Below are 13,108 nucleotides of genomic sequence, written 5' to 3'. Positions count from 1 at the left end.
GGTTTTGTGTTGCGAAGGGTTGTCCAAGCGATACGGAGACTTTGACGCACTGATCGACTGCTCGGTTCGCATCGCGCGAGGGGATATTTTTGGGCTTCTTGGTCCTAACGGAGCTGGGAAAACGACTTTGATCCGCTTGTTGCTCGGGTACCTACACCCCACCGGAGGCCAATGCAAGGTATTGGGGATCGATCCGGTTGCCGATAGTGTCGAAGTGCGTCGGCAAGTGACTTATTTACCCGGCGATGCTCGCTTGCCGCGTCATCTGCGAGGTGATGGTGTTTTGCGGTTTTTTGCTGAAATGCACCCGCTCGGTGATTTACATCGAAGTCGTGAAGTTGCTGAAATCTTGGAACTCAATACAAAGACTCGTGTCGCATTCATGTCGACCGGAATGCGACAAAAATTGGCTCTCGCCGTGGTGCTCGGCCCGCAAACGCCGCTGCTAATCCTTGACGAACCAACTGCAAATTTAGATCCCACGGTGCGAGCGGAGGTGTTGCGATTGGTGATCGAAGCGCGTGACAGCGGACGCACCGTAATGCTCTCATCGCACGTCTTGAGCGAAATCGAAGACATCTGCAATCGAGTTGCCTTCTTGCGTCATGGGCGGTTGGCTCACGAACTTCAAATGAGTGATCTGTTTCAACGACACCGGATGACGGCAACGACAGTTGGTGAATCGATCATGGTGCCCGATGCTTTAGCGGATCAAGTTGTCGTTCGGACGACGCCATCGAAAACAGGTCGAACGAGAGTGCAAATTGATACCGCAGGTGACCTCGGCCCGATTTTGACTTGGATCGACTCGCTTTGTTTGACTCACATTCGGTTTGAGCCGTTTGGCTTACGAACGGTTTACGATGCCGTGCATGATGGCCAGTCATTTTTGGGTGCAAAAAAGACGCTTCCTGATCGGGTTAGCGATGAGGTGTCGTCATGATGAATCGAGTATTGTTGAAAAAATACATTGGGCAATCGTCGCTGTTGTTCTTCTCGTGCGGCTTGGCTCTGTTTGCGTTTTCGTGGATTCGAGTGTGGGTCGTTAGCCTGATCGATATGGGGCAATTTCAAACGATTGTGGAACAATTCCGCGAGTTCGAAAAGTTTGCACCAATCGAGTTTGACTCGCTGTTTACCTACCCCGGTCGCGTCGGGATGACATTTGACGAGCCGATTGTGATTTTGTGTATCGTTATTTGGTGCGTCGCTCGCGGCAGCGACGTGATTAGCGGTGAACTCGGCCGCGGAACATTAGAGATGGTTCTGTCGCAACCCGTTAGCCGAACTCAATTGTTGGTGTCCCATGCGGCCGTGTCCATTCTTGGCTTGGCTTTACTATGCTTGTTGGTTTGGGCAGGCGTGGGGGCGGGGGTATACGCGACGACGGTCGAAGAAACTTTGCCACCACCGACGGTCCGCATCCCTATTGTGGGGATCGATTTACCGCTATCGGTTGATGACCCGCAAACGCAGACACTGCCGCTTCGTGATCGCGTTGACGTACGAGTGTTCGCTGCGTCGACGTTTCATTTGTTCGCGTTTGGTTTCTTCGTGCTCGGCTTGGCAACGCTGTTTAGCAGCACCGATCGTTATCGTTGGCGAACGGTTGGCTCCACCGTCGCGTTCTACATTTTGCAGATGGTGATGTTCGGATTAGGGAAGGCAGCCGAATCGCTTGAGTATCTGTTGTATATCACCTTTTTCAGTTGCTATAAGCCGCAAAAAATGTCATCGATTGTGGCAAGCGAAGGCTTGGCAGCTCCGTGGAGTCTGACGCACGTTTATTCCAACATTTGGCTTCCGCCGATGGTTTACCCGTTGATTTTGATTGGTTTAGGAGTGGTTTGTTTCAGTTTGGCAACTGTTTGCTTTAACAAGCGAGACTTGCCGGCACCCTTGTAAGGCTGTCATTTAGCAGGACTGCAATTTCGCTGCGTTATTGCCGCGAGATATCCAACACTGCATCAACGACGACTCGGTCTTCGTACTGGGTCAACGTCGCGTTGCCGCCTCGGAACCATTTTAGGATGGGCGGCGTGTAGCCGACCGGAGGGTTCGTTGGGGGGCGATTGTTTTGCCAAGCAGTACTCTTCCAATGATTGATTTCCGGGGCGAATTCGTATTCTCCACCAAGTGTGCATTGAAGATCGGTGGCAAAGATATTCGAAGTCGCTGCCATCGCGTTGGTTGGATCGACTTTCAACTGACGTGACAACATGCTCAAGAAACTGGCTCCTGCGTCACTTGTCTTTGCCGACCGTTCATACATTTGTTTCGTTACCCAGCCTTCCAATTGACTGCCGAGCAAATTCCCAACACGTCCTCGTATCTGTGCTGCATCGTCGACTTCGACCGACACTAAATACGGCAAACTAGCGTTCAATACGTCGGGATAGAACGACAGTACGCTGAATTCGCCACCCGTGTATCGATACAAGCCACCGATGAGTCGGCTCATCCCCGGGCCAACTGGTGTTCCACGGCCAATGCCAAGTGGCAAGCGATCCAAGATACCGGGCAGCGGCCATGCGCCCAGGTAGCCTGGTAATTGGCGAAGAGCTCGGTACGAGTTTAACAGTCCATCGAAGTCCTTTGGGTCGGGTGGCACGGAATCTTTGATTGCAGCAAATAGGTGCGTCGGAGGCCCAAGGTACTCCGATGCGACATGAGCTTGGACAGCAACGATATCGTCCGGTGCAAACCGCATCGCAACGCGAGTCGGTGGGCCAAGTTGCTGAGCCAATTTGCCATATTGGACTGGTGACCATGGAGCGATTTCAGCATGGATCGACAGTTGTTCGACTCGCGGGGTGTCGCCAGATCCTTCGGCGACGACTTCACGATGAACGCCTGCCATAATCGGATCCATATGCGAAAAACGGCTCGTATATGTCGCCGCAATTTTTGAGTACCAAGCTGCTTCTTCGGCCGAAACTTGCTTGAAGTCTACATCCGCGATTGGTAAGAAACTGCCTCGTGCGCCTCGCCGCGTATCGATCAAGTCGTCACCAAGCGAAACGATTCCGCTGCCATCGATCCGGTGGTTGAAATCTGCAGGCAAATACCCCGATTTCACGAGTTTATCAATGGATTGAATCGGTGTTCCTTCGTTAGCAGCTGCTAGCCTTGCCAAATGGACCAGCGCGATATCGGATTTCGAATCGAGCCGTCGACGTAACTCAACCAAGTACTTAGGCGAAACCAAGCCTTGTAGCATTTGTGGGGAAACGTAAGCGAAAACAGTGTCGTCACGTTGAAGCGGCATCAGACGACGGGCTAGTTGAAAATCGAATGTCTTTGCCAGCGATTGGCCGGTTTGGGCGACTTCCAAGAATCGCTTAACCATGGTTTCGCTATTGGTCACCAAGATGGTGTCGCCATCCTCTGCAAGAAACGATCGAACACGGTTGTCAGCGCTACGGAGGAACGAGACCTTTTGGCCGGCAATCGTCACGTCGTTTAGTTCAATGGCATCATCGTTTCTAGCACGCGTGTTGCGGTCGCTTTGCAGCGAAGTGCGAAACAGGAATGCGTTCGCGACTTTGAATAGGACTCCAAAGGTCGCACCGTCATTGAGGAACAAATCGCGACCGATCAAGGCTTGGTCTTGAATAACCGTTGGGCCGATCATGCGAGACATTTGCGTCATTTTTAAATTTAGTTGCGATTCGATCGAAGCGGTGGATTGGCTGCGAAAACCTCTTAAGGTTGCCATCCGTGTAATGTCACCACCATATTCGGTCGACAAATCGGTGAACCAGAGATAGTTTTCAAACGATCCGTAACGCAGATAGAAACACTCCGGTGGGACGCTGTCGGCAAGCGGTTCGGTTTCCGGTGCATCCGAATCGGAATTCAAATAGGCGGTCGAGGGGGCCCAATTCGGGCCACTCGGTATGGGGACCAAGTCGGTGTTACTTGCAGTGGAAGAAAGATTGCCTGCGGCAGCGCGTCGGAAGATCACTTCGCTTTCGTCTTCTGCACCGGCGATCAGCTTCAACGTCGAAACCAGCGTATCCTCTTGGTTTGGGTTGATCTCAAACCATCGAGGTAAGGGCAAATGCAAACGGCCTGACAACATCGCGACCAAATAGGTTTCCACCCAGGGGGGATAGTCGCCTCTTTCCACTTGGGTTTGAACACCGGTGGTGTAGTCGCCCCACCATCGCTCGAGCAATTGCCCGTGGGCGAGCGGATCCGATTGGGGGACCAGATCATAGGTCCCAATTGTGCCACCAATATCACTCACCGTTACGCGGATGGGTTGGTCCGATCGAAATAGGAATGAGACACGGCGTGAGACAGTGATTTCTTTGTCTTTGTCATTGCCGGTCAGTTCACGGATTAGCCCACCAAGCCGGTTTAGCAATCGACCGCGGCCTGGTTCGGGTACAGGACGCTCCGATGGCGGAATGACTCGTTGTCGAGTCTCGTTGGCGACTGGATACAGGACGCGACCGGCCGAATCGGTTGCGCGTAGTGGCGGCATTGACCCTGCATCCACGCCGGTGGCCAACGGAACTTCGATCGTTGCGACACCAAACGGTTCGCCGATTTGGGCGGAAACCATCGCATCAGCAGCCCTCCAATTCGGGGCTTGGCCGCAAACGTCGATTCCAACGATCAGCGTGGATAGGAACAAGACAGTTTTGACGAATAATAAACGGTTTGGCATTCGATTAGTCTATTTTAAAGCTGGGGTCGTCAGGGGCGGTGATTGAGGGATAATAGTGACGCGTCACCCCATTATTCAAATCGATCGCCTAACAGGATAGTCATGGCTGCGGATAGTCCATCACGAAGTGGTGTTTTTCAAGCTCAAACCGACAAACGACTCGAAGCCTTTGCAGAAAGCATAAGCTTCGATCGACGCTTGTATCATCAGGATATCCGGGGGTCCATCGCCCACGCTGAAATGCTCTGCGAGCGTGGTATGTTGTCGAGTGATGAGTTTACAACGATTCGAGACACTTTAAAGGAAATCGAGCTGGAACTCGATGCGGATACCTTCCCGATCTCGTTCGAGTTGGAAGATATCCACATGCACGTTGAGCAGGCTTTGATCGACCGTGTCGGCGATGTCGGGCGAAAATTGCACACCGCACGAAGCCGCAATGATCAGGTGAGCACCGATGTTCGTTTGTGGGTTCGCGAGGCCCTCGATGAGGTGGATCGCCGATTGTTGCGATTACAGCAGGCCTTTTTGTCTCGGTGTGACCAAGACTTTGACGTGATTTTGCCCGCGTATACGCATTTGCAGCGTGCCCAGCCGGTCGTCGCACCGCATTATTGGCTGGCCTACGTCGAGAAGCTGCAGCGGGATCGGAGTCGTGTTGCCGATTGTCGCAGCCGGTTGAATGAATGCCCGCTAGGAGTCGCCGCAGTCGCTGGGACCACGCTGGGGATCGATCGTGAGCAAACCTCCAAGGCACTCGGGTTTGACCGTCCCACCGCCAATAGTCTTGACACTAGCAGTGATCGTGACTTCATGCTTGAAAGTGCATTTGTCTTATCTGTGGTGGCATCTCATCTAAGTGGATGGGCCGAAGAGTGGATTCTTTGGAGTACCGTTGAATTTGATTTCATTAAATTGCCGCATGAGTTTTGCACTGGCAGTAGCATTATGCCGCAAAAGGTTAACCCCGATACACTCGAATTGACGCGTGGCAAATCGGCTCGAGTGATGGGTAACCTGCAAACGCTAATGTTACTCGTCAAAAACCTACCGCTCGCTTACAACCGCGATTTGCAAGAGGACAAGCCACCGCTCTTCGATTCGTTTGATACCGTGATCGCCTCTTTGGAATTGGCGGTGCCGATCGTCGAAGGATCGAGTCTAAAGCGTGAATCGATTGCCGCCCGTTTGGAACGCGGGTACCTCGACGCGACGACTTTGATGGAATGGATGATTCGTAAAGGCATGCCACAACGTCGAGCACATCACTTGGTGGGCGCGATTGTTGGCGAAGCGATGAATCGAGAGCTGGCATTGAGCGATTTGCCTATCAAGTCAATGCAATTGCACGCACCGGAGATCGACGAAACTGTCTATGCGATTTTAGGAAGCAAAAATGCGGTCGCAGCATTTGTCAGCTACGGCTCGACGGCGCCGGATCAAGTTCGCGAGCAAATTGATCGGTGGAAGGTGGCGTTAGCGTAGGGTGTGGTGCGATGATGGTGCGATGATGGTGCGCTGACAAAAAAATCCGCGACCCTAAGCGGTTCCGGTTTTTGACGAAACCTACTCAGAGTCGCGGATTTGCCGCGTCGAATTCGACGAAATTGTGCTCGCGTTCTTTAGAACATCAACCCAGTGGTAAAGGAAATGCCATCGAACGAAAGCGTGCTGTGTGAATCGACTGGTCCGCCGACGTCAAACCAGGCTTGCGTTTCGTAAGCCGATCGCAAAACTAAATCCATTCGCTTCGTAATTGGCAATTGATATTGCAAGCCAAGTTGCATTTCCAATGCCGTAATCACTTCACGTTGAGAAGCACGATCGTGGAGCGTTTCATAGGTGTCGGCAGTCGCACCGTTGTTGTCCCAGTCAGCGTAGTAACCGTTCGTGATCGTTTGATCGGTATCGGCCATTAACAACGATCCACGTAGTCCGGTGAAGATCGAGAACCGTGAATCCCAAAGGGGACGCAGGATTTGGAGCGATGCGGTCGGTCCAACCCCTTCGACTTCCAAGTCGTTGCCGACGGTTGCCAACAATGCGTGGTCGAAATCACGAGTCGCTTGAGCTCGCATTGACTGGTCAATGTTCGCATAGCGAAGTCCAAGTCCCGCGAGGATTTGGAATTTGCGGCTACAGAACGCTTGCGTCAGTTCGAAGTCGTAGACATCCAAATCCAACGAATGCGAAGCGGTTAGGGTTTGATCGCCGGTAGTTAACGGATCAGCGTCATGATCGTCAAATTCTGCTGTTGCACTTCGCGACAAGTTGCCCCCTGCGCCCTGAACGGTAACGAAGATCGGTTCGAAAACCGCTGTCGACGTTGCCGAGTAAGGACCAGCGTCATCATCGAAATTCCAGACGCCAAATCGGAAACCGGCACCACTGCATTGATCTTGCCAACCCAAGAATGCACGCGCGCTGAATTTGTAATCGTAGTCGTAGGTTTCAATTCGATTGCCAGTTGGCGGGTCGATTACAAATGTGATGTTGTTATCGAAATGGGGGCGAATGAACAAGAAGTCAAAGCCACCATAGATTCCGGTTGGTTGAGGAGCCGGTTTGCACGAAGCGGCCGAGACAACCGTGCCGTACCCCGATCCGCCGTACATGGATCCGGTGTAACCAGGAGCGCCGTAGCCGCTGCCATAGACGGCCCCTGTGCTATAGCCAGGGCCTACGTAGGTGCTGCCGCCGGACATGACTCCGCCCGAAACGGCTCCGCCCGAAACGATTGCTCCTGAACTGGCACCGGCCCAAGTCGATGGCCCTTGCCAATTGCCACCTTGCCACGCTCCACCGCTTGGAAGCGGGCCGACATAGCCTTCGGTTGCCGTCCCTCTATTCGCCGATTGATCAACGACGGGCCCTGAGAATTGAGTGCCGCCTTGAACGGCTCCCTGGGCGGCGCCTTGCGCCGATCCGATCGCCTGGTCGCTTGGCGAGGTCGTACCAACGCTCGGTTGCGATCGCGTGCCTGCTTGGCTTTGACCGCCGGCACGACTTTGTGTTGCTGCTTGCCCTTGCGCTTGAGGAGCGGCCACAACGGGGCCGCCCATCACTTGGCCCTGTCCAACAACGCCGCCCTGTCCAACAACGCCGCCTTGGCCAACAACGCCGCCTTGGCCAACAACGCCGCCTTGGCCAACAACGCCGCCCTGTCCGACAACGCCGCCTTGGCCAACAACGCCGCCTTGGCCCATGTATTGGCCTTGGTTGTAATTCATGCCTTGGTTGTACGCGGGGCCTTGGCCATAGTATTGACTTGCACCAGTTGCACGACCTTGTCCGTAATATTGACTGCTGCCCTGCATGTAGCCTGGACCCTGAGAGTAGCCTGGGCCTTGGTAGGGACCCGAGTGTCCGTATTGTGCAGCCCCTGGATACTGCAGCCCTGAACTTTGGCCGGGGCCGCAGTTACAAGGGGCTTGCGCACTGACAACGCCTTGGCTCGAGATAGCCAAGAGTGCTGCTAGGGACCAGGATCCGACGCGAAAGCGGCGGCAAGTTTGAAGAAGTAGTCGGCGTTTCTGTTTGATTGCTGGCGCTACGCCGCAATCAACCTCGTGCTTGGCGATTGGCATATTAACTGTCCTTGTGGTTCATTATGACGATTCCGTTCCTCATCCTTGAACGAGGTATCGGATTCATCGGAATCACAAGCAAAAATGGCGACAATGGTTCTGTTTCGCAGGCGAATCATCATGACCGGTCTATCTTTACATCCAACGCAATCGTCACGTCCCAATGTAGACAAAACGGCCACATTCCTGATGTCGTTTACGCGTCTAAATGAGCTTCTACGCACACGTTCCAGTGATTGGTAAGTGCCAACGCGGTCTTCGATCGTTCTTGGTAACCGAGAATAGGGTGAAAAATTTGGACGAATTTTCTACGAGAAGAACTGGATTGGATGGGCTTACTGCGAAGCTGTGACGATCGAATAGAACTTGCGGGCTGCTCGATGCATCGACAATCCCCGCCACTCGGCAGCATGTTTCCGCGGGATCAAGCCGACGCACAATGGTGGGTCTTGATAGAGTGCCTCCAGCGTCGCAGTGATCAAATCGGAAGGGGCGTTTTCACGCGTCGCCAAGAAAGCGGTTGTTCCCACCGTTGCGATACCTTGGGTAGGCAACGGCACATCGGGATAGTCGCCTGCTTCGATCGCCATTGGCCTGAGCGTTGGATGCTGCAGCGAAATTTCGATTGCGGAAGGAATGGGAACGAGTTGCCAACGACCACTCTTTAAGAAACTCGACAACAGCGGACTGCCTCGCCCGATGCATAATACCGCAGCATCAGGTGCATCGTCGCCAGCCAATTCACGCCACGGAATGACTTCGCGCGGCGAGACATTTGGCGTCAATTCAAGCGAATCGAAGACCATTTCTGCGGTCGCTCGCGACCCGCTGCCGACCGGCCCCACGGCAACCCGGTGGCCCGCCAATCCAGCGACCGATCGAATGTTCGAATCATGTCGGGCGAGCACATGGACCGCTTCATAGAACAAAGGAGCCACGACTCGTAACTCATTGCCGCTGATTGCTGACGCTTGCATCGGTGCCAAGTCCACCTCGCTGAGCAGCAGTCGCTGGCGATTGTCGAGCGAACCGTTGCTCGACATGACGGCCGCAGTCACAGAATGGTTTGCAATCAATCGTTTCGATATTTCAGCCGACACATCGTTGTAAACGCCGTCTTCGAGTCCGCCAGCGATGGTCACTCGTGAAGGCATCGATTCGCTGTATTGGTTTTGCAAAAGCGATAGCCCCACCGCGACGACCGGTAGGATGACCAAAAACGCCAGCATTGCTGCTTGAAAACGACGATGCGAAACCGATGTGCCAACGATCCGCCGTCCTGACAAAGCCGCGATCAGTGGTACCCCTTTCAACCATTGCCAAAGCTTGATCGGAAGCGACCTTGGTCTGGCCGCGATCGGGCGACCTTCCAGGAACGCATCCAAATCATCCGCCAATGACGATGCCAATTCATAGCGTTCGTCAGACTGTTTTTCCAAACATTTCGCAACAATCGTTTCCAAACCCTGGGGCACGTTTGATCGAAGCGACCGCATCGGTGGCGCCGGGTCATGGATGACTTGAAGCAGCGTTTGGACGACCGTTTCCGCCATGATTGGGGGCCGACCGGTGACACAAGCAAACAAGATTGCACCGAGCGCGTAAACATCACTTTGCCGCGTTGCTTGGTCGCTAAACCCGCCTGCTTGTTCGGGCGCCATGTAATGAGGCGTCCCCACGGCTGTTCCACTTCCCGTAACGCTGCTGTCGGAATCCATGTGTTTGGCCAAGCCAAAGTCAGTCACATGCACTTGATCTTTCTCGTCAATCAAGACGTTCGCGGGTTTCAAATCGCGGTGTAGCACTCCGTTTTGGTGTGCGTGATTGATTGCGCGAGCGACATCGCGGACATAGCGAACGGCTAGACGGAGATCGAGTGGTTCTTCCTTGATTCGACGTTGTAAGTCGGTGCCACGAATATAGGCCATCGAAAAGAAATGGTGCCCCGCTCGCTGGCCGAACTGGTAGACCGGGACGATCGCCGGGTGACTCAGTTTGGCTGCTGCTTGGGCTTCGGTGTAAAACCGCCGCACGTCTGATTCATCCGCCAACATCCCGCCACGGATCATCTTCACGGCAACCAAACGTTCCAACTCTGTTTGCTTTGCCAGGTAGACGATCCCCATGCCGCCTTTGCCGAGGATTTTGAGCAACTCATAGTCGCCAAGATCAAACGGTAGCGTTGGGCCATGGTCTCCTTTGCGGCGATGGGCCATTGGCAACGTCGCTGCGGGGTCGACATTCGAGTCATCGCCCGTTGCCATCGAAGTCGCGATTGTATCGGCACCGCTCGCAACGGGAGCTCGTCTGTGCGTGGCATTTTTCGACGACGCAGCATTCGTGACATGGTCGACCAAATCGGCCGCTTCCATCAATTGCTTTAGCTGATCCGCAAGCTCGGGAAACTGTTTTAGAAACTCATCTCGGCTGGTCATCTCTCCCGAATCACAGCATCGCAAATAAGCGGCGAATGCGGAATCAAGCGGATCGTCGGTTTCGGGAAGTTCGGGTTCTGGCATCAAGCGAACAGGTTCGAGAGACGGGATTTTGACAATGGGCTTTGAAATCGGGACTTTGAGTCAACGTGATTGCTTAACAGGCTCAGAACTAGGTTGTATGTGGGCGAGCATTTCTTCCTTTTTTTTAGAACCAGGGACTCGTATCCGCTTTTAGGGTCGTTCGCAACTTTTGCAGTCCTCGCTTTAGAAGCCCAGCGACGGCTGTATCGCTTTTTCCCATTCGCTCGACAATCTCCGCTAGGGTCAGCCCTTCCATGTAGCGAAGGCGGATTGCTTCGGCTTGCGTTTCGGGTAATTGGTGCAGAGCTTCCAGCAATGCCAAGGTTGCTTCATCACGGATTGCGGCGCCGCTTGGGCTGGTTGAACTGCCGGGCAACAATGTGATCCATCCACCACCGGCCGAATCGTTGTTCGCTGGTTTGTCCCCTTCGACTTCTCGTTTGAGTGACCGTTTTTGAGTCGTGATATGTCGCGTGACCGAGGTGGCAACATTGTTTTTCAAAATACCGCGGAGCCAGCCTGAAAATTCCGCAGGTGTGTCGCCCCGAAACGACTCTAAATCGCGTTTGGCTTCTAAAAAAGTCAATTGAACAATATCGGACGGGTCGATCCGGCGACGCAACCGTTCGGACAAATACCGATGGGCCAGCATCAGCAAGTATCCGCGATACTGTTCCAGTAACGCACCAAACGCCTCATTGTCGCCCCCTTTCGATGCGACGACAAGCTGAGTGGTGGAACCAATCGGGTTGGCAGGTTTGTTCGAAATTTTGTCCACAATTAATCGCGAGTGGCCAGGGATGGTTCTTGGGCAATGACGGATAAAATATACCGGTGATGCCGTCACTCGGCGGTGCGAATTACGGCGAAAGCCCACGCTAAGGCGAGCCTAATAAGGATCGGCGAACCTCGTTAGGATCTCATTGGCGGCTCACCCTCAGCGCATTCCCAGTATAGCGACTCGCTACTGCGGTTGCTGCAAGATTTGACGCAAACCTTCTACCAGTTCCTCGGGGGCGTCATGCCGGTATGTCACCTGGCTGGACTTTTTCGTTGCCAACACTTTTAGTTGACATTCCCCATCGGTCCACTCTTGGCCGCCCGCGATGATCGCAACAGTGAACCCATGCGCATCGGCGTATTTTAGCTGTGCCCCAAGCTTTCGTGGTTCAGGGTAAACTTCGACCTTTAACCCCGCAGACCGCAAATTAGTCGCTAAACGCAAATAATCGTCTCGGTGATCTTTGTCAAAGTAGGCAATGAAAATCGGAGCGGGTGTTGATGCGGTCGGCAGCAAATTGAGTTGCTCCATTGCGGCGATCAAGCGATCAAGTCCGAGCGACGCACCGATTCCAGGTAGGTGCTGTTTGGTATAAAGCCCCGCCAAATTGTCGTACCGGCCACCGCTGCAAACACTTCCGATCGATGGCAAATCATCGAGCGTCGTTTCGAAGATCACGCCCGTGTAGTAATCCAACCCGCGAGCGATCGAGACATCTAAACGCAACCGTCGCTCGGGCACGCCCGAGGCCAAGGCCCCTTCGTAAATGTCTCGCAATCTTTCGATACCAGCGTTTGCTTTTTCGTTCCCGCTGGTGATCTCAGTCAATGTTGCAAAAACGGATGTTGCATCTCCGGTGCAATCGGCGAGACGAAGTACCGCGTCCGCTTGTTCCGCAGTAACACCGGCGGCATTGATCATTTCTTCGGCTGTTTTTTCACGGCCGATTTTCGCCAATTTGTCTAAGCTGCGAAGCACTGCAACGCTCTTGTCTGCCAATCCGAGATGCTCAAGAAGGCCAGTCAGGATTGCTCGATTATTGACGCTGATCGTAAACCGGTCGAACCCAATGGTTTCTAACAAGTTGTTAATCACGGCAACCGCTTCAATATCGGCCAGCACCGATTCGGTCCCAATCGTATCAAAGTCACATTGAACGAATTCGCGGTAGCGACCATCTTGCGGTTTTTCACCTCGCCATACCGGTGCGATGTGATATCGCTTGAAAGGTGTTCCAAGTGTCGAAATGTGCTGGGCTGCAAACCGAGCCAAGGGGACGGTCAAATCGAACCGCATGCCAACGTTGCGACCCCCGTTATCGGTGAACCGATAGATTTGCCGGTCCGTTTCATCGCTGCCTTTGCCAGTCAGGATTTCGAGATGCTCGAGAGTCGGTGTGTCAATCGGCGCAAAGCCAAACGAACGAAAAACTTCACGAGCGGTTTGCATCAGTTGCTCACGCGGAATCATTACCGCGGGCAAGTAGTCGCGAAAACCTTTGAGCGTTCTTGGTTGGATCAGTGACATTTTAGGTTTTTGGATG

The 13,108-nt window shown here is 53.6% G+C and carries 8 protein-coding genes; 3 read left to right on the top strand and 5 right to left on the bottom strand.

Annotation, left to right across the window (positions count from 1 at the left end):
• Positions 1-4 precede the first annotated feature (4 nt).
• Positions 5-943: an ABC transporter ATP-binding protein gene (locus CA13_RS14965; protein WP_419195115.1), complete on the top strand. Its 939-nt coding sequence runs from the start codon at positions 5-7 to the stop codon at positions 941-943.
• The gene (locus tag CA13_RS14960) at positions 940-1,905 is read left to right on the top strand and encodes an ABC transporter permease subunit (protein ID WP_146397919.1); all 966 of its coding nucleotides are present in this window, start codon (positions 940-942) and stop codon (positions 1,903-1,905) included. Before CA13_RS14965 ends, CA13_RS14960 begins: the two co-directional genes overlap by 4 nt.
• Before the next feature lie 34 nt (positions 1,906-1,939).
• Here the strand turns inward: CA13_RS14960 and CA13_RS14955 are convergent, their stop codons facing one another.
• Positions 1,940-4,678, bottom strand: coding sequence for a hypothetical protein (locus tag CA13_RS14955; protein ID WP_146397917.1), 2,739 nt, complete (start codon positions 4,676-4,678; stop codon positions 1,940-1,942).
• A gap of 102 nt (positions 4,679-4,780) precedes the next feature.
• Here CA13_RS14955 and argH point away from each other — a divergent pair, with 102 nt between their 5' ends.
• On the top strand, positions 4,781-6,163 hold the full coding sequence (argH, locus tag CA13_RS14950; RefSeq protein ID WP_146397915.1) for an argininosuccinate lyase: 1,383 nt from the start codon (positions 4,781-4,783) through the stop codon (positions 6,161-6,163).
• A gap of 137 nt (positions 6,164-6,300) precedes the next feature.
• Here the strand turns inward: argH and CA13_RS14945 are convergent, their stop codons facing one another.
• The 4 genes from CA13_RS14945 to hisS all read right to left on the bottom strand — a co-directional run bounded on the left by CA13_RS14945 (position 6,301) and on the right by hisS (position 13,086).
• The gene (locus tag CA13_RS14945) at positions 6,301-8,265 is read right to left on the bottom strand and encodes an Lpg1974 family pore-forming outer membrane protein (protein WP_146397913.1); all 1,965 of its coding nucleotides are present in this window, start codon (positions 8,263-8,265) and stop codon (positions 6,301-6,303) included.
• Between the two features lie 335 nt (positions 8,266-8,600).
• Positions 8,601-10,784 (bottom strand): serine/threonine-protein kinase, encoded by a 2,184-nt coding sequence (locus tag CA13_RS14940; protein WP_146403672.1) that lies wholly within the window; start codon positions 10,782-10,784, stop codon positions 8,601-8,603.
• 124 nt (positions 10,785-10,908) lie between these two features.
• Entirely contained in the window at positions 10,909-11,562 is a 654-nt protein-coding gene (locus CA13_RS14935; RefSeq protein ID WP_419194384.1) for a sigma-70 family RNA polymerase sigma factor, read from the bottom strand.
• A 186-nt stretch (positions 11,563-11,748) separates the two neighbouring features.
• On the bottom strand, positions 11,749-13,086 hold the full coding sequence (hisS, locus tag CA13_RS14930) for a histidine--tRNA ligase (RefSeq protein ID WP_146403670.1): 1,338 nt from the start codon (positions 13,084-13,086) through the stop codon (positions 11,749-11,751).
• Between the last annotated feature and the right edge of the window lie 22 nt (positions 13,087-13,108).

This window comes from Novipirellula herctigrandis, from assembly GCA_007859835.1.
GTDB lineage: Bacteria > Planctomycetota > Planctomycetia > Pirellulales > Pirellulaceae > Novipirellula_A > Novipirellula_A herctigrandis.
This window is presented reverse-complemented; position numbering and strand designations above follow the sequence as displayed.

Coding starts and splice junctions, on each gene's coding strand:
- CA13_RS14960 (WP_146397919.1), top strand. CDS start 940: ATGATGAATCGAGTATTGTTGAAAAAATACATTGGGCAATCGTCGCTG.
- CA13_RS14955 (WP_146397917.1), bottom strand. CDS start 4,678: ATGCCAAACCGTTTATTATTCGTCAAAACTGTCTTGTTCCTATCCACG.
- argH (WP_146397915.1), top strand. CDS start 4,781: ATGGCTGCGGATAGTCCATCACGAAGTGGTGTTTTTCAAGCTCAAACC.
- CA13_RS14945 (WP_146397913.1), bottom strand. CDS start 8,265: ATGCCAATCGCCAAGCACGAGGTTGATTGCGGCGTAGCGCCAGCAATC.
- CA13_RS14940 (WP_146403672.1), bottom strand. CDS start 10,784: ATGCCAGAACCCGAACTTCCCGAAACCGACGATCCGCTTGATTCCGCA.